We start from the raw sequence: 18,463 nt of genomic DNA on the forward strand, positions 1-18,463 counted from the left end.
CATTCTCGCGATTCTGCGCGTCTTCCTTGCTCTGACCGTTTTCACGATTCTGAGTGATTTCGCTGATTGTGCTCACAAACCTACCTGCCTTGCCGGGAGAGTCCGGGGCCGCCATGGCTCCCGATGGGATTCGAATTCTGCGATCCGCGCTTCATCGCGCAGGGTGAGTCCGATGTCGTCGAGGCCTTCGAGGAGGCGCCATCGGGTGTAATCGTCAATCTCGAAGGGAACGGTGAGGGCGCCGACGCGGGCGGTGCGGGAGACGAGGTCAACCGTGAGTTCGATGCCGGGGCAGGCCTCGATCACGTCCCACAGGCGCTGGGCGTCGGCTTCCGAAATCTGGCCGGCGAGCAGACCCTGTTTGCCGGAGTTGCCGCGGAAGATGTCGCCGAAGCGGGGGCTGAGCACCACGTCGAAGCCGTAGTCCCGTAGAGCCCAGACGGCATGCTCCCGAGAGGAGCCCGTACCGAAATCGGCACCGGCCACGAGAACGCGGGCGCCCTCGAAGGCAGGGTCGTTGAGCACGAAAGCCGGGTCGGCGCGCCAGCGGGCGAAGAGGGCGTCTTCGAATCCGGTCTTGGTGACGCGCTTGAGGTAGACGGCCGGGATGATCTGGTCGGTATCAACGTTGGAGCGGCGCAGGGGTAGTGCGATGCCGGTGACGGTTGTGAACTTTTCCACTGCTATTTGTCTCCATCCTGGGCGAGGTCCCACGGGCTCGATAGCGTACCGCGGATCGCGGTGGCCGCCGCGACCAGCGGGGACACGAGGTGCGTGCGTCCCCCCTTGCCCTGGCGGCCCTCGAAATTGCGGTTGCTGGTGGACGCGCACCGCTCGCCGGGGGCCAGCTGGTCGGGGTTCATGCCCAGGCACATCGAGCAGCCGGCGAAGCGCCACTCTGCGCCGAACTCGGTGAAGATCTTGTCAAGGCCTTCCGCCTCGGCTTCGATCCGTACGCGTGCGGAGCCGGGCACCACGAGCATCCGTACACCCGGGGCCAGGGTGCGACCCTGCACGATCGCAGCCGCGGCGCGCAGGTCTTCGACCCGGCTATTGGTGCAGGAACCGAGGAAGACGGTGTCGACTCGGATGTCCTTCATCGGGGTGCCGGCCGCGAGGTCCATGTATTCGAGGGCGCGTTCGGCGGCGGAGCGGTCGTTGTCGTCCTCGATGACGGACGGGTCAGGCACCGACTCGCTCAACGAGACGCCCTGGCCGGGATTGGTGCCCCAGGTCACGAAGGGTTCCAGCGTGTCGGCGTCGAGGAAGACCTCGGCGTCGAACTCGGCGCCGTCATCGGTCGCAAGGGTGTCCCAGTAGGCGACCGCGTCGTGCCAGTCCTGGCCTTCGGGGGCGTGGGCGCGACCCTTGAGATAGTCGTAGGTGGTCGCATCCGGGGCCACCATGCCCGCGCGCGCGCCGGCCTCGATCGACATGTTGCAGATGGTCATGCGACCCTCCATGGACAGCGCGCGGATGGCGCTGCCTCGGTATTCGAGCACGTAGCCCTGCCCGCCGCCGGTGCCGATCTTCGCGATCACGGCGAGAATTATGTCCTTTGCCGTCACGCCGGGGCGGAGAGTGCCCTCCACGGTGACAGCCATGGTCTTGAACCGCTTGAGCGGCAGCGTCTGGGTGGCCATGACGTGTTCCACCTCGCTGGTTCCGATGCCGATCGCCATGGCCCCGAAGGCGCCGTGGGTAGAGGTGTGCGAGTCACCACAGACCACGGTGATGCCAGGCTGGGTCAGACCCAGCTGCGGTCCGACGACGTGCACGATGCCCTGCTCGATGTCCCCGAGGGAATGCAGGCGGATGCCGAACTCCTCACAGTTTCGACGGAGTGTCTCGATCTGCGTGCGGCTGGTGAGATCGGCGATGGGCTTGTCGATCGCCAGGGTCGGAGTGTTGTGGTCTTCCGTCGCGATGGTGAGATCGGGGCGGCGAACCGGGCGACCGGCCTGGCGGAGTCCATCGAAGGCCTGCGGACTGGTGACCTCGTGCACGAGATGCAGGTCGATGTAGATGAGGTCGGGGGTGCTGCCGTCGCCCTCGGTGACAAGGTGCTTGTCCCAAACTTTTTCGGCCAGAGTGCGCGGTCGGGTGCCGGTGCGTGATGCGTCAGTCATGTGTGTGCGTCTTCCTCAACGATGGGTGATCAGCCAACAAGAACCGCCACGACGAGGGAGGCCTCAGAACTGGGACTCGTCGCGGCAGAGAAGAGGGAGTCGACCGAGCAGCACCCCAATAGGCTAACACTGTGCGTGTGCGAGCTTGGCTGGCGACCCTCATCTGAGGGTCTTTTCGGCTGTGTCCACCTCGCCACTCTATCCGCGGCGCGACGTCGAAAGGTCGACTCGGCTCCAGTCCCGGCGGGTTCGCACGCGGAACCGACTCAACATCCTGCGCAGACGGCCCACGCCGACTTCCGCAAGGCGCAGCGATTCCAGCGCGTCGGCCCAGCTCTGCTCGACCACGTCGTCCCCGATGGGCTGACCGTTGAAAACGGCGCGGTCGACGAGTTCGGCCAGGGGTGTTAGGCGGATGCTCGCCGCGGCCGGCCCGACCTGACGGTCCAGCTGGGCCTCGACGTCCGCGGCGACGAGCAGGCGCGTCGTACCGCGCGGCACCTCGAAACCGAGTTCCGCATATCCGTCGGTCACCTCGTCCCAGGCCCCGGCAACACGGGTGTCTCCTCTGCCCAGACCACGGCGTTTCCGCCGGCGGCGTGCCTTGATGGCGCCGATGACGAGCACCGGTCCGAGAATCAACAGGAGCGGGATCCCGACGGTTCCGCCCAGCAGCCATGCCCAACCGGGCAGCACGAAGGCCCTGTCCTTATCGTCCTTCTTGGTGTCGTCAATCTCGACGGCGGTCAGCAAGTTGTCGGACTGGTTGTCGGAACGGGGCGGCTGGCGAACCTGCGGCTGCGGCACGGATTTGGGCTTGGGGGTCTGGTCCTGGGGAACATCCGTCTGGTCGGGGGTGGGGAAGAACGGAACCCAGCCCACATCATCGAATGCGACCTCCACCCACGCCGTCACGTCGGAACCGGTCACCTCCACGCTCGCGGCCCCGTCGGGAACCTCCGGGGCGAAGCCCATGACCACCCGCGCGGGGAGGTTGAGGCTGCGCGCCATCAGCGCCATGGCTGCAGCGTACTGCTCCTGGTCGCCCACCATCTGGCTTCGGGTGAAGAGCTCGTCGATGCGGTCGGCGCCGTGACCGGCCCGGGAGGGGATGCCGTCGGAGGCGAGTCCGTGGCTGAGAAAGCCCTGAGTCTTCAACGCCTTCTGGATCGCCCGGAGCTGGTCGATGGGCGTCCCGATGGCGCCGGTGTATTCGAGCGCCTTGGCTACCACGACATCCGGAATGTTCTCGGCGGGCGGCAGGGTGAGGGCCGCCACGGGCACATCCACGAGGTCCTCATCCGTGAACGGCTGCTGCACCGCGGCGCTGGTCGTGTATCGGTAGCCGCTCTTCACGCCGCTGGTGAGCACGGCCGTGCCCGTTCCGGCGTTGTAACGCAGGTTCTCGGCCTGGGCGCTGCTCGCCTGGTCGTCGAAGTCGACGGTGGTCGGATACCCCACGCCGGGGAGCCAGACATCCGTGTACCCGGACCCGGTGATCGTGACGGTGCTGGAGCGAACGGATGTGATCAGCGGGGTGTCGGGGATCGTGCGCCCAACAAGGCGGAACCCGGCCGAGGCGCTCTCCGCGCCGTCGACGCCGGCCACGTTCCACAGCTTTCCGTCGTAGGCGTCCATGCTGGCCAGGCGCACCATCTGCCCGGTCTCCAGACCCTCGACGGTGAAGAGAGGCGTGTCGGCGAGGGTCTTCGTGTACTGGCGGAAGCCGGCAAGCGGGCTCGGGAACTGCAGAGGGTCGAACGGCGGCTGGATCTCCTCTCGCAGCACAAAACGCTCGGCCTGCACGGGGGCGAGCACCGACCCGGCCAGAGAACCGATCAGGATCGTGCCGAGAATGAGCGTCCCGGTGCCGACCAGCTTGCGGCTCAGCAGCCGGTTCGTGCCGAGCGTAGAGGACTTCTCCAGCTGTGAGCGGCGCCAGCCCAGCCAGACTAGGGCGATCACGCCGAAAGCGATGCCGCGGATGCCGGCGTAGAAGGTCTCATCCGTTCCCATCAGGATGCCGGCCACGTAGAGCACGACCGGCCCGACCAGGAGGCCGCTGGCGCGCCACACCGTGCGCGGGCGGCGCGGTAGCCAGCGCACCGCGAGCATGGTGCCGACGAGGGCGATCAGCCAGACCGCGAAGTAGGGCAGCACGGGCATGTAGTACGGCGCCTCGACCGGGGTGCCGAGCGTGACGATGTCCGCCCAGCCGAACACGGCACCGATCGCGAGGCCGGCCACGGAGGTCAGACCGGGGAGGACGAACAGCACGCCCTGGTCGGGCATGGTGAACGGGGTGCCGAGCAGGAAGTAGGCGAGGATCGCGGCGAGGACGCTGACCAGGACGCTCAGTCGGAGCGCATAGCCCAGAAGCGCGATGCCGGTACCGACGATCAGGCCGCCCAGACCCGCGAGCAGGAAGTTGTAGTCGCCGAACGAGGTTTCGAAGCCCAGCACGCCGAGCAGGGACAGGGCGCTGAGCACGGCCACGTCGGACCAGGCGCGCTGGGGCACGGAGCGGAGTCGGTTCATCCGTTGACCCGTCGCAGCAGGCTGGGCAGGTCGGCGAGCTCGCCGACCGAGAGCACGGTGAGTCCGGACACGTTCGCGAGCCGGGGCGGGGATCCTTGCTCGATCCGGAACGCGAGCGTCTTCGTGTCCTGCCCGAACAGAGTCTGGGCGGCGCGGAACTGGGCCAGTCCGAGCAGCGAGCCGGCCACCATCATGACGACGCTGGGCGCCGGCAGGGTGCGGGTGGCGTCCCGGGTGAAGTCGCGCAGGGTCGGGTAGCGGCCGCTGACCGGCTGGATCCGGCAGGAGTCGTCGAGGAGGGACACGGGCGTCTTCGTCATGAGCAGCCGGCCCTCGGTGACCACGCTGACCCTGGTACCGTCGCGGATGACCTGCAGGGCCAGGGACGCCATGACGGAGACGCCGAGTTCGAATTCCTCCTCGGAGGCGTACGTCGTGGTCTCGGCACTGTGCACGATGGTCAGCTGGGACCGGCGGGTCTCCTCGAACTGGCGCACCATTAGCTGGCCGGTACGCGCGGAGGTGCGCCAGTGCACATTGCGCAGGGCGTCGCCGGGCACGTAGGCGCGCAGTGCGTGGAAGGAGATGTCGTTGTTGGTGATCGTGCGGGTGATCTCGCCCTCGAGGTCGCGAACGAGGCCCGCGGCCGAGGAACGCAGCCGAATGGTCACCGGGTGCACGAACAGTTCGACCGGGTCGGTCCAGCGCACCGTGCGGCGCAGCAGCCCCAGCTGGTCACCGCGCACCGACACGGCCGGGCCGGCCACGATGACGGCCCGGCGATGCGTGGGCACGGCGAACAGTTCCTCATGCTCGGCCGCCGGCGCAAGACCCGGGATCATGAATTCGGCGACCCCGGAGCCCACCGGAAGCTCGATCCGCACGGGAAGCAGGCCCTTCTCACCGGAGTTGGCCACCGTCAGCTGGCCCAGGGCGCGCTCCCCCGCGACGACCCGGTGTGGGTTCAGGGCCACCTGGACCGCATAGGTGGCTCGGCCGAAGATGAAGCCGACCGCCACCAGGAGTGCCGCCAGGAGCGTGGTCGCCAGGTAGGTGAACTCGCTCCAGCCGGTCACCGCGCTGATCAGGAAGGCGACGGCGGATGCAGCGAGCGTGAGCCGGCCGACCGGACCCACGACATCCGTCACGGGTGTGCAGAACCGCCAACCGCGCCGGGCGAGCTGGCCCGCCAGCCGGCCGATGGTGCGCGCGGAATCGCCGATGGACCGCCGGACGCTGCCGCCGGCGTGGGCCGCCGGGCTGATGCGGCGGGGGGCCCTCTCGGCGATGCGCGTCATGCGGCGCGGTAGGCGGGCGGTCCGACCTCGACCAGGATGCGGTTGACGATGTCCTCGGCGGAGACGCCGGCGAAATCGGCCTCCGGGTCGACCATGATGCGGTGTGCGAGCACGGGCACAGCCAGGTTCCGGATGTCGTCGGGGGTCACGTAGGTGCGGCCCTGGGACAGCGCCCAGGTCTTCGCCGCGCGAGCGAGGGAGAGCGCGCCTCGCATGCTGACCCCGAGCGTCGACGACGCGTCGGTGCGCGTGGCGGTGACGATCTCGTTCAGGTAGCCGAGCACGGATGCGTCGACAAAGACCTCGGAGGCCAGCTGCACCATCGAGTTCACCGAGCTGGAGTCGATGATCGGTGTGATCTTCGAGTCCCTCGCCCGGTTGGACGAGTCGAGGAGCAGGGCCACGGCGGTGTCGTGGTCGGGGTAGCCGAGGGAGGTCTTGATCAGAAAACGGTCGAGCTGCGCCTCCGGCAGCGTGTACGTGCCGGCCTGTTCAACCGGGTTCTGGGTGGCGATGACCATGAACGGGCTGCCGACCTCATGGCTCACGCCGTCGACGGTGACACGCCCCTCCTCCATCACCTCGAGCAGTGCGGACTGCGTCTTCGGGCTGGCCCGGTTGATCTCGTCGGCCAGGACGATGGAGGCGAAGATCGGGCCCCGGTGGAACTCGAACACCCCCTTGCCCTGGTCGTAGATCGTGACACCGGTCACGTCGGAGGGCAGCAGGTCCGGCGTGAACTGGATGCGCGAGTTGCTGCCGTCAAGGGTCTTGGCCAGAGCCTTGGCGAGCACGGTCTTGCCGGTGCCGGGGAAATCCTCCAGCAGCACGTGGCCGCCCGTGAGCATGGCGGCGACTACGAGGCGCACCACGTGGTCCTTGCCGAGAATCGCCTCGTTGACGTTGCCGACGAGGCGGCCGAACGCCTCTGTGAACCAGTCGGCCTGCTCCTGTGTTACTGCCATTCTCGCAATTCCATCCCTGTGTTCATGGTCGTGGTGGTGGTCGTCGGCGCCTGGCCGGACATCACATGGCATTCCATTGCGCCCCGGTGATGGTGTTGCTGTAGAAGACCGCGCCGTCGCTCACCCGGGTGAGGCGCACAACGATCGACTCATCGGGCGGCCTCGTCCCGAGCACATTCGAGGTCAGCATTTGCCCGCTGGCGCCCAGCGTGTACGTGCTCTCTGAGACATTGCCCCAGCTGTTGATGGTCGTGATCAGGTAGCTGCCCGGCGTGAAGTTTGCGTAGTTCAGCCCGACCTTGTGGCAGGTCGACGCAGACGAACAGCCGGCGACGGATGCCCCGGGCCCCTTGTACATCGTCGCGCTGGGCGGCGGCGGCGGTGGTGGTGCGGGCTGAGGTGTGGCGACATTCGACTGGGTCCACCCACTGCAACCGCGGGCATTGCACGCCTGCACCTGGTACTGGTACGGGGTGTTCACCGCGCCCGTTGCCGTGGCAGAGCGGCCACCGTTGGTGCTGCCGGTCCCGTTGCTGCCCTGGATCCATTGGTAGTTGTAGCTCGTGACACCGCGGCCTCCATCGCTCGACGGCGCGGACCAGCTCAGACTCAAGGCGCCGGTTCCCTGACCTGGGGCGTCCAGGTTTGCGGAGGACGGCGAGCCCGGCACGCCGAAGGGCATGACGGTGTTGCTGCCGACGGAGGAGCTCGAGCGCCCTATCGCGTTCCGGGCGACGACCGTGAACGAGTAGTTTGTGCCGTTCGTGAGGCCGCCGATGGAGTGCGTCCCGGCTGCTCCCACGTTCTTCTGCCCCCCGCCGGTCCAGTAGATGGTGTACTCGATGATCGGCGAGTTGTTAGAGGCCGGGGCGTTGAAGGTCACGCTGGCGCTGCCGTCCCCTTCGACGGCGGACGGCTTGCCGGGGGCATCCGGTTCGTTGCGGATGACGAGCCTGACGCGACCCTGCGTCTCCCGGGCCGTGTCCTTGGTGGCGTCCTGGATCCGGTAGACCACCGTCAGGGTTCCGGTCGCCCCGGAACCGGTGTTGATGGTCACGCCGGACGCGGTATGGCTGACCGTGGCGGTGCCGACCTGCTGTTCGATGGTGGCCCCGGTCACCGTGAGGGGTTTGCCATCCTGCGCGTACGGGTTGTAGTCATTCTCCAGCACGGGGATGGGGATGGACTGGCTCGGCCGGGTCTCGATGCCCTGGCCGTTCGGCCCCGAATCGTCGACGGCCTGTGGCTTGGCCCGAGTCGACGACACGACGGTCACGGTGACCGACCCCGGAATGGTGAATTCCTTGTAGGTGACGGTGAAATTGAGGGTGACCTTCGTGCCCGGCTGCACACCGAGCGGCGCCGAGACCACAAGGGTCCCTCCGCTGAGTGTCGCCTCGACATCCGCGCTCGTTCCCGTGAGCGAACCGTAGCTCAGCTCCTCCACGATCTGCGGGTTGGGGTGCCCGCTCGAGGTGCGCAGGTTGACGTCGAGCGTCGGTTCACCGGCCTCGATCGTCACGTTCGGCGGTGTGAATGTGGGGGCCACGTCCTCTGAGTTCGGGTCTCCGACGGTGACCGGGATGGTCAGGGTCGCCTGGTTCCCGTCCGGATCCGTGGCGGAACTGCCGTCGGTGACGACGAAGGTGACGGATGCCGGCCCGCGGTAGTCCGTCGCGCCCGAGAATCCCAGGGTCACCGGGTCCAGTAGCGAAGCAGACCCGTTGGCGTTGGTGGCCGTCGCGGAGAGGATGGTGGCCGGTCGCCCCGAAGGAACCGCTACGATATCGGCGAGGTTCCAGGTCTTCGAGTCGTTCATCCGCACGAGCTGCTCCGGCAGTGGTTTCAAGAACGGCGGAGGGAAGGCCTGCTCGTCGGCCGGCTTGTCCTCCTCGTCGGCGCCCGGTTTCGCCGGCACGACGATGAACGCCGTGGCGCTGAGCTTGTCCACGTCGTTGGTGAGGCGGTAGGCAATGGCCTGCCGCGCGTTGGTGGGGGTGACCTTGACGGTTCCATCGGGCAGAATCATTCCGGATGCCGCGTTCGGGCCCTCGAGGCTGACGACGAGGTCTTCGATCAGGCCGCTGGGGTTTTCGGCCCGGTCACGCACCTTAACATCGACGGTCGCCGCCGTGAGAACGTCCTTCGGCTCGATGATGTGGTCGATCGCACTCGGGTACTGCGCCTTGGCGTCAGCGGTCACCTTCACCTGCACGAAGGCCGTGGCCGCGCCGCCGTGGCCGTTGGTGATCTCGTACCGAATCGTGTACGTGCCCTCCACATCGGGAGCGTCGATGATGATTCGGCTTCCCTTGACGGTGGCGACGAGGTCCTCGGCGACCTCCGGAAGCTTCTTCGAGAGGGTGAGCTTGTACCCGTTCGGATCAGAATCATTCAGAACCACGGGAACCGACCCGGTGCGGCCCGGCTTGATCTCGATCGCGTCATCGACGGCGTTGGGCGGCAACAGTGCCACCGGCCGCGGAATCACGCCAATCCGCACGGTTCCGAGCGCCGTTCGGCCATATGTGTCCGCCACCTCGTAGGTGAAGGTGTCCGTGCCGGCTGTGCCGGGGTAGGCCTGGTAGTAGAAGAAGTCGCTGCCCTGCTTGGTGATGCGACCGAGGCCCGGCGGCGTCGTCACGTTGGTCAGATACACGGAGTCGCCGTCCGGGTCGATCCCGTCCAGCGGAACCTGTACCTTGATGCTCGAGTCGGCAAACGTTCGCACGGTCAACGGCAGCGGCGTAGGAGCCTGATTGTTCGCCTTGTCCGGTCCGATCACGGTGAACCGCACAACCGCGGACGCCGTTTCCAAATAGGGGTCCGTGATCGCGTAGCCGACACTGTAGGAGCCCGGTTCCCTCGGCGCCTGGAAGCGTACCTGCTTGCCGGTTGCGAAGGCCAGTCCACCGGTGTTCCCGGTGTCGACCAGGTCCGGTGACAGGGTCATCGTCGCGGAGTCGGGATGGAAGTCGTTGTCGAGAACGGAGACGCTCACGATGTCCCCGGCGCGCACGCTGACGGAGTCGTCGACGGCCACTGGGGGCTGGTGCTTCACGAGTGGCGGCACGGGCACGACGGTGACACCTGCCGTGGAGGTGGCCTGCCCGTCACTGATCGTGTAGGTGAACTGCACCTGCTGGGTCAGGGCCGCCGAGGCCGTGACCCGCAGGACGGTGTTGGTCAGGATTTCAACGGAGACCAGGTCCTGAGCACCCTCAGCGTTCACGGACTGGACCGCCAGGACCCTCCCGCCGGGCGAGACGTCATTGTTCAGCACAGGCAGGGAGAGAGGTTCGCCGGCGCGCAGGTAGGCGGTGTCCTTGACCGCGATCGGCGGCAACAGCTCGATCGGGTTTTCCTTGACGTCCACCCGGATGAGGCCGACGCTCGACGCGGCTCCGGAACCGAGGCTGTAGGTGAAGACATAGCTGCCGGCCGTGGGTGCGGACACCGCCACGGTGCCGCGGTCGAGGTTGATGACCGCGGAGACGGTATCGGGAACGTCGTTGACCCCGATCAGGGCCAGCGGCTCGCCGGACGGGGACACGTCATTGTCCAGCGGTTCGATGAGGACCGTCTCCCCGACGAAGGCGGTCGCGAAATCCGGGGTGCCGACCGGGTTGAGGCTGCCGACGGCTTGGACGTCGACGGTGAGTACGCCCGTTGCGGTGAGTGTGCCGTCCGACACGACGAATTGCACCTCCTTGACTCCGAGTTCGGCGGTGCGGCTCTCGAAGGTTATGAACCCCTCCGGTCCGAACCGCACCCCGTCGCCGGTGGTGGGCGATGCCGAAACGAGGTAGATGTCGTCGCCGTCCGGATCGATCCAGTCGCTCAGCACGTTGTAGCTGACGAGCTGGCCCTGCTCGACCGAGACGGCGCCGGCCCGGTGCGACAACGGAGCCTCGTTGAGCTCGAACGGTCGCAACGTGAGGTTGACGCTCGCCTCGGCTACGGCCCCGCGTCCATCGGCGACCGTGTAGCGGAAGCTCACGGTTCCCGCGAGTCCGGGTGCCGGCGTGAACTGCAGCGCACGCCCGCCGTCGATGTAGTCCAGGCTGCCCTGCGAGTCGGAGAAACCGTTGGTGTTGACCACCGTCAGAACGTCGCCGTCCGGGTCGGTGTCGTTCTCGAGCACGGACAGCACGGTGGACTTGCCGGGGCGCACACCGTAGGTGTCGTCGTTCGCCACGGGTGCCCGGTTCTGCGGCGTGCGTTCGGCGAGGGTGTCCTCGAACGACTGCTGCGAGGCCTTCTCATCGCCCTCTTCGGAGTCTTCCTCCTGGGGCGGGGTCACCTCGTCCCAGTTCTCGACCAGGCGCATGTTGGCGTCGACGAGCCACACGTTTCCGTTGGAGAGATTGTTGAGGGCGATCACGTTCCGGTTCACCCGGAATTCCAGCGTCGAACCCTGCGTCGGCTGGGCGATGGTCTGGATTGTGGGTTGTTCGTCGGTGCAGGCGGCGAGGTAGGACTGGGCGCCTGCCCAAGCTGCGTGGCCGCATCCGTTCAGCCAGACCGGTGCCGACACGTCCTTGGGATCGGTGAGTGCCGCGTCGATCCCCGCCGGAATCTCCACGGTCTCCCCACCGTCGAGGGAAACCTGGAGCAGGGAATCCCCCGTGGCGAGCACGACGAACGCGTTCTCCGCTCCGCTCTGCTGCAGCTTGAGCGCTGGGCCAGGAAGCTCGATGGTTCCACCGCCGACAATGAGCCGGTTCTGCTTGGTGTCGAGCACGACGGGAGTCTCACCGACCGCGGCGATCTGGTGCGCACTCAGGGTAGGGAGGTCGCTGCGCTGCGGCACGCTGCCCGGCTTCTCGATCGTGACGAGTTTCTTCTTCGCGGGCGATGTTCCGAACACGGCGCCGTTCTGGGACACGGCCACGTGGCCGCCCTTGCCGAGCGTGACGACAGGGTCCGTCGTCTTCGGGTCGAAATTCAGGTCCTGGGCCGCGTTGATCACCCAGACCGCACCGGTGCCGGGTGAGTGGACCGCGATGGTATCGCCGCCGTAGGCGACCTCGGACCCCACCGGCAGATCGACGCGCTGACCGAGGGTGGTGAAGGCCGGGTCGATCCGTTCGAGGGATCCGACACTCTGGTCGAAGAGGAAGACGTCATCGCCGTCTTGCAGCACGTCGAAGGCGTTGGAGGAGGTGTTCACCGACCCGTTGAGCTCTTCGATCTGGCGGTTGAGCCGGCCGGCGAGCAGCTGTTTCCCGTTCGTCACCCACACGTCCGTGGCAACGAGGTCGACGTCGGTGACCGGGAATCCCTGATGCAGCACCGCGAACGTCACCGGCACACCGGCCAGGACCACCATCGCCATCACGGAGGCCGAGGCTGTGCGGGCACGAAGCCACGAGCTGAAGGTGCCCAACCGTTACCCCTTGCTCACTTGCAAATCCCCCGGAAGCAGCCTTTACGGACCTCGCTCAGCATCCAAACTAACATGTCCGCCGAAAGCGGAACGCCGGGATGGGTCAGCGGTCGCAGACCCGATTCGCCTCGGAGAGCTTGCCGTCGCTGCGTTGCAGGTAGAGGTCGATGCAAACCCGTTCCCCCGGAGTGACTTGGTCCACGGCGATGTCGGCGGACGAGCTCAACTGGGGCTGGTTCGGGGCTTCAGCGCGTGCCCACCGGTACACATCGTTGTCCTGCGGGTCAGGGTTGGTCACCGAAAATGTGACGACGGTGCCATCGACGGAGGTGGCCGTTCCCTCGAGGGTCAACAGGGGCACCCCCGCCACTACGTCGGCGTTGCCGGCGGGGCTGGATGGTCTCGTGGTCGGAGTGAGACCGGGGGCCGTGCTCCCCGTCACGAATGCCGCAGCGAGGACTGCGGCGACCAGCACGACGCCGGCGGCAGCGGATATTCCGACGATGAGCCCGCGGCGCCCGGGCTGCGGAGCGGCGTCCTCGGGCGCGGACTCTGCCTCGAGTGCGACGGCTGCGGGCACTGCGACCGGTGGGCCCCGGAGCACGGTGGCTTCGGCGGGAGACGCCGACGACGTCGGCTCCGGCCGGTGATTGACGACGAAGGCTCCGCGGACCGGGGTCCCCGGGGCGGTTCCGGCGCGTGTCGCCGCGGACGGAACCATGGGCCGGGCGGGCCGCGTCGGCTGCGCCGCGATCGTGACCACCGAGCGCGCGCGGGTCTCGTTCTCCCCGGCACCGGTGGACGCAGAGGGCTCGGCCAGGGTCAGGCGGGGAACCTCGATGGCCGTGGCGGAGTACCCAAGCTCCAGCTCGATGCGCTGCAGTGCACGGGCGAAGTCGACGGCGCTGGAATAGCGGCTGGCACGGTCGGTGGACATGCCCTTGGCTAGCACGGCGAGCAGGGAAGCGGGCATGTCACTCCGGCCGATCGGCGTGATCACGCCGCGTTCGATCCGGCCGATCAGGTCGAGGGTGCCGTTGGACCGCCCGCCGATCTCGAACGGGGTGCGGCCGGCGAGGAGTGTGTGCAGGGTGGCGGCCAGGGAGAACACGTCACTGCGCACATCCGGCGTCGGGGCGTCCTCGAACATCTCGGGTGGCGACCACGGCACGCTGAGGCCCACGTCCTGGGTCTCGTCAGCGCCGTGGCCGGTGCCCGCGGCGGCGCCCCGGTGCAGACTGGTTTGGTCGAGGGTGGTCGAAATGCCGAAGTCGGTGAGGGCAGGGCCGCCGAAATCGTTGGTCAGCACGTTCGCGGGCTTGATGTCTCGGTGCAGAATTCCGGCGGTGTGCGCCGTCGCGACGGCACCGGCAAGGCGCACCCCGATCCGCAGCGTGTCTTCCACCGTGAGCGGTTCCCGCTTGTACCGCTCCGAGAGGCTCGGGCCGGCACAGTACTCCATGACGAGGAACGGGCGCCCGTCGCCCGCGACACCGGCGTGATAGATGGTCACGATCGACGGATGCGTGGACAGCTGCGCCATCAGGTTCGCCTCATCGACGAAGCGGGCCTTGGTCAAATCGTTGAGCTGCTCGGTCAGCAGCACCTTGACGGCCACCCGGCGACGCGGCAGTTGCTGGTCATAGAGGAAGACGTCCGAGAACCCGCCCGACCCCAACGTCGACACGAACTCGTAGCCGGGCAGCTCGGGCGGCGAGGAGACGGCGCTGCTCACCGGTCCTCGCCCACCGTGATCGTCACGCCGCCGCCCAGGTCGATTACGGTTCCCACCAGAACAGAGGCCGCTTCCCCCGTCCGCAGCTTCTGCGGCGGCCGGCCGGGCAGCACGATGACCGTGCCGTTGCGGGAGAGCAGGTCGGTCACGACCACGGTGTCCCCCTCCACGGTGACCCGCACATGGTTGCGGGAGATGTCCTGGTCGGCTCCCCCGAGACTCACCAGCCGCGGAAGCTGTCCGCCGGGAACCTGGTTCACGCTGGGCGCGCGGCCGATCACGACGGGCTGGTGGCCGAGCGTCTCACGGCCGCCGCCCGGTAGGAGTAGGAAAAGGGTGGACGCCGTGGGATGGGTGGCGACGGATGCGGTTCCCGCGACTCTGGCAGCGTCCCGGAATATGCGGAGGTCCCCGCTCATGACCGTCAGCCCGTCATGGTGGTCGGAGTCCACCGACTCGGGCGCCACCCGGTGGGGCTTCCGAGCGACGCTCACGACGGTCTGATCGGCGACAGTGTCGATCCCGAACGCCGACGCGCTGATGGTGACGTCGCTGATCGTGTTCTGGCTTGGCGACACCACCGGGGACGGCGCTGTGCTCGATAACCCGGGCACGGGCCCGATCCGCCCCGGAGCGGCGACGACGGGCGCGGGGACGACGGGCGCGACCTGTGCGGGCGCAACGTGTGCACGCATGACCTGGGACATCCGTGTCACCACCGTCAGGTGGCGGGCACGCACTACGCCTGCCACGAGCGGCAAGGTCGTTCCGGCGCCGCGCTGGTCGGCCCCGGCCCCGCATTCGACCTGGAACTGACCTACGCCCGTGAAAGACTGTTCACGCCAGGTGGCGACGCCGGCACCGGACAGATCCTCGGGGCCGGTGCTGGTGGTCAGGCGGAGGGACACGTCACCTCGCACGATGGCGTTCACGCTTGCCCCGACGGACGGGTTTCCCTGCCAGGTCACCAACACGAACGACGGTGCAGTGAACAGGCCACGCGCCGTGAGTCCGTCGAGCATTCCCTGCACGCCGCCGTCGAGACTGTCCCAGAGCCGACCAGCCTGATCGGATGAGCCGTCAGAGCGAACCACAACGAGCTGTCCGTCCAGCGTTGCCGCAAGCCAGTCCCCCGACTCGTCGCATTCATACGAGAGCATCTGTCATCTACCCCTGGCTTCTTGGCCTCGTGTCTTCGAGATGCTCATGCACCCCTGTCGCTCGCTCACTCGTATTCGCGGGGTCGTCCTGCTCCGGATTCCCGAGCACCGACTCCACGTACACGACCGTAACGTTATCGTGCCCACCCCGGGCCAGTGCCGCGTCGACGAGGACATCGGCCAGAGACCGGTCCGGCTCCGCATTCCCGTCGTACGACGCGAGGAGCGCTTCGATCTCACCGGTGCCGAGTTCCTTGGTCAGTCCGTCCGAACAAATCAGGAACGAGTGCCGGCCGGCAGCCGGAAGAAGCCACACATCGGCGTCCACGGACTCGTCGGCCCCGATCGCACGCGTGATCACGTTGCGTTCCGGATGCTGCTCCGCTTCATCTTGGGAGATGAGTCCTGCGTCGACCAGTTCCTGCACCGCGGAGTGGTCGACGCTCAGCTGCACCAGCGTGCGCCCGTCCCAGGTGTAGACCCGGGAGTCGCCGATGTTGAAGGCCATCCAGTGAAAGCCCACGTCGTCTCCGGCGTCGACGAATGCCACGCCGGCGAGGGTGGTTCCGGACACGGCGGTGCCGTAGTCGTCGACGGCGCTCAGGTCCCGCACGGCGTCGTTCGACGAGTGGATCGCGTCAAGGATCCGCTCCGGCGTCGAAGGCGCGTCACGCGCGATGTGCTCGTCGAACACGCGCGCGACGGTCTGACTCGCCGCATCGCCGTGCGCGTGTCCGCCCATGCCGTCGGCGACGAAGAAGACCGGCGCCTGCGCAATGAAACTGTCCTCGTTCACCTTTCGTTCCCGGCCCACGTCACTGCGCGCGCTGAACACGAATCGCACGCGGGTCGTTGGGAGTACCAGTTCGCTCACACTCAGCGCGGCCACGTCTGCTCCAGTGTTCTCACTTGCCTGCGGTGCAGGGCGACGGATGTCAATCCTCGACGAAGTGCGGAATTTCCTCGGCGAGGGTGTGCCCGCGCCGGCGCGCATCCCGTCGAGCCTTGATCAGACTGGCAACGGTGGCCACGGCCATGGAGACGATGATCACACCCAGCGAGGTCCAGGTGTCGATCTCCGGCGCCCACGCCACTCCCTCGCCACCGTTGATGAAGAAAACCTCATTGGTGTGCAGAGCGTGGAATACGAGCTTGACGCCGATGAAGAACAAGATGAAGGCGATGCCGTACTTGAGGTACTCGAGGCGTTCGAGCAGCCCGCCGAGCAGGAAGTAGAGCTGGCGCAGACCCATCAGGGCGAACACGTTCGCGGTGAACACGATGAAGGGGCTCTGCGTGATCCCGAAGATCGCCGGGATCGAGTCAAGCGCGAAGACCAGGTCGGTGGTTCCGATCGCAAGCAGCACGATCAACATCGGGGTGAACACCTTCTTGCCGTCAACCAACGTGCGCAGTTTGGAGCCGTCGAACGACGAGGAGATATTCATGTGCTTGCGCAGGTAGCGGATCAGGCCGTTGTCGGCCTCATCAACGTCCGGTTCCTTTGCCAGGGCCTGGTGTACCGCCGTGTAGAGCAGAAAAGCACCGAATATGTAGAAGATCCAGCTGAAGTTCTCAATCAGCTGCGCGCCCAGCAGGATGAAGATGCCGCGCAGCACGAGGGCGATGATGATGCCCACGATGAGCACTTCCTGCTGGTACTTCCGTGGCACGGAGAACCTCGCCATGATGATGACGAAGACGAAGAGGTTGTCGATGCTCAGGCTGTATTCGGTGAGCCAGCCGGCGAGGAACTGCCCCGCGTGTTCGGCGTCGCCCAGCACCAGCATGAGCAGGGCGAAGACCAGGGCCAGAGCCACATAGAAGGCCACCCACAGGCTGGCCTCTCGCATGGAGGGCACGTGAGGGCGCTTGAAGACGATGAGGAGGTCGGCAAGCAGGATGAGCGTCAGGACGACGAGCGACCCAATCTCAAACCAGAGCGGAAGAGCGAGATCCATGCGGGTAGAGCCTTTCAATGAAGGGGATGCTGGAGGCAGCAGGAAACCTGAAAGTCTCTCCCGTATCGATATGTCGACACCGCCGTGCCGGGGCCCCTGCGATGCGGCCCGTGTTGACGTTCACGGCGAAGTGCCCGGAACGGGCACAGGGATACTCCCTTTCACTCGGTGGAGTCTACCGGGGGTCCCGCTTAAAGAAAGACACCCGACCCCCTTCGAAAAGGGAATCGGGCTTTATTGTGACCCCAGCGGGATTCGAACCCGCGTTACCGCCGTGAGAGGGCGATGTCCTAGGCCGCTAAACGATGGGGCCGTTTTGCAACTCACCTAATATGCCACACGCCCGCAGGGAAAACCAAACTGAGCGTGTCAGGCGTGCACGAGGAGGGCTCCGGGAACCACGTCGATCTGCACGGGCAGGGTGCCGACCCGCTCTCCGTCGGCGTAGGCGACGACTCGGTCGGCCTCGATCCGGATGCTGCGACACCGGGTGATCTCGACCTGCGGAAGGGTCGTATGCGTTCCGGAGAATACTTTCGGGAACACGCGGAGCAAACCCACCCGCGACAGCGGGGAGACAATGAACAGGTCAAGAAACCCGTCGTCGAGCACTGCTCTCGGGGCGATCCGCATGCCGCCGCCGATCGACGCGTTGTTGGCGACCGAGACCAACATGGCACGCACTCGGTGCTGGTTTCCGTCGACGGTCAGGCGGTACGCGATTGGCCGAAAGGTCGCGAGCACCAGAAGCATAGCCAGGGTGTACCGGCTCTTCCCCCGCGGCCGGCGCATGCGGTTGGCCCGCTCGTTCACCACGGCGTCGAAGCCGGCGGACAGCACGCCCGCGAACCAGATCGTGGTGTCGCCGCGGTGCACGCGGGCGGCGTCGATGGCGCGGGGCGGTCTGCTGAGGGCGTCGAGCAGATGCCGGATGGCGGCATCCGTGTCGTCGACCGGGATGCCGAGCCCGCGGGCTAAATCGTTGCCCGTGCCGCACGGCACGATGGCCAGCGGACGTCGCGTTCCGGCCAGGAGATTGGTGCCGAGGCTGACCATGCCGTCGCCACCGACGACGACGAGAACGTCAACCTCCTGGACCAGCGCGGCCTGCACGTCCACGCGGAGAGCCTCGAAGCCGGATGCGCTCAGGCCGGTCACCCGGTGTCCGGCTCGGTCCAGAGCTGCGACGACCCGAGGACCGACGTCTCGGCGACGGCTGAAGGACGCGGCTGGATTGATGGCGACAACGATGTGGAGAGGGAAAGACACCGCTCAAGTATGTCGCCAG

General features: G+C 67.0%; 11 protein-coding genes and 1 tRNA gene. All 12 read right to left on the bottom strand.

Going from position 1 to position 18,463, the window contains the following annotated elements; genetic code table 11:
• Positions 1 to 72: 72 nt before the first annotated feature.
• A complete protein-coding gene (gene leuD, locus E3O65_RS04165) occupies positions 73 to 681 on the bottom strand; it encodes a 3-isopropylmalate dehydratase small subunit (protein WP_134362470.1) in 609 nt (202 codons plus the stop codon).
• 2 nt (positions 682 to 683) lie between these two features.
• Positions 684 to 2,129: a 3-isopropylmalate dehydratase large subunit gene (gene leuC, locus E3O65_RS04170; protein WP_134362471.1), complete on the bottom strand. Its 1,446-nt coding sequence runs from the start codon at positions 2,127 to 2,129 to the stop codon at positions 684 to 686.
• 198 nt (positions 2,130 to 2,327) lie between these two features.
• On the bottom strand, positions 2,328 to 4,667 hold the full coding sequence (locus E3O65_RS04175; RefSeq protein WP_134362472.1) for a transglutaminase TgpA family protein: 2,340 nt from the start codon (positions 4,665 to 4,667) through the stop codon (positions 2,328 to 2,330).
• Positions 4,664 to 5,965, bottom strand: coding sequence for a DUF58 domain-containing protein (locus E3O65_RS04180; protein WP_134362473.1), 1,302 nt, complete (start codon positions 5,963 to 5,965; stop codon positions 4,664 to 4,666). Before E3O65_RS04180 ends, E3O65_RS04175 begins: the two co-directional genes overlap by 4 nt.
• The gene (locus E3O65_RS04185; RefSeq protein ID WP_134362474.1) at positions 5,962 to 6,930 is read right to left on the bottom strand and encodes an AAA family ATPase; all 969 of its coding nucleotides are present in this window, start codon (positions 6,928 to 6,930) and stop codon (positions 5,962 to 5,964) included. The genes E3O65_RS04180 and E3O65_RS04185 overlap by 4 nt, the downstream gene beginning before the upstream one ends.
• Before the next feature lie 61 nt (positions 6,931 to 6,991).
• Positions 6,992 to 12,319, bottom strand: coding sequence for an Ig-like domain-containing protein (locus E3O65_RS04190; RefSeq protein WP_134362475.1), 5,328 nt, complete (start codon positions 12,317 to 12,319; stop codon positions 6,992 to 6,994).
• A gap of 103 nt (positions 12,320 to 12,422) precedes the next feature.
• Positions 12,423 to 14,054 (bottom strand): serine/threonine-protein kinase, encoded by a 1,632-nt coding sequence (locus tag E3O65_RS04195; RefSeq protein ID WP_134362476.1) that lies wholly within the window; start codon positions 14,052 to 14,054, stop codon positions 12,423 to 12,425.
• A complete protein-coding gene (locus tag E3O65_RS04200) occupies positions 14,051 to 15,214 on the bottom strand; it encodes an FHA domain-containing protein (RefSeq protein ID WP_134362477.1) in 1,164 nt (387 codons plus the stop codon). Before E3O65_RS04200 ends, E3O65_RS04195 begins: the two co-directional genes overlap by 4 nt.
• 7 nt (positions 15,215 to 15,221) lie before the next feature.
• Positions 15,222 to 16,103: a PP2C family protein-serine/threonine phosphatase gene (locus E3O65_RS04205; protein ID WP_241985678.1), complete on the bottom strand. Its 882-nt coding sequence runs from the start codon at positions 16,101 to 16,103 to the stop codon at positions 15,222 to 15,224.
• A gap of 46 nt (positions 16,104 to 16,149) precedes the next feature.
• Complete coding sequence (locus tag E3O65_RS04210; RefSeq protein WP_134362479.1) at positions 16,150 to 17,175, bottom strand: TerC family protein; 1,026 nt, start codon at positions 17,173 to 17,175, stop codon at positions 16,150 to 16,152.
• A 240-nt stretch (positions 17,176 to 17,415) separates the two neighbouring features.
• Positions 17,416 to 17,488 (bottom strand) — tRNA-Glu (locus E3O65_RS04215).
• Between the two features lie 56 nt (positions 17,489 to 17,544).
• The gene (locus E3O65_RS04220) at positions 17,545 to 18,444 is read right to left on the bottom strand and encodes a diacylglycerol/lipid kinase family protein (protein ID WP_134362480.1); all 900 of its coding nucleotides are present in this window, start codon (positions 18,442 to 18,444) and stop codon (positions 17,545 to 17,547) included.
• Positions 18,445 to 18,463: the final 19 nt, after the last annotated feature.

The sequence above is a fragment of the Cryobacterium breve genome (assembly GCF_004402375.1).
Classification (GTDB): Bacteria; Actinomycetota; Actinomycetes; order Actinomycetales; family Microbacteriaceae; genus Cryobacterium; species Cryobacterium breve.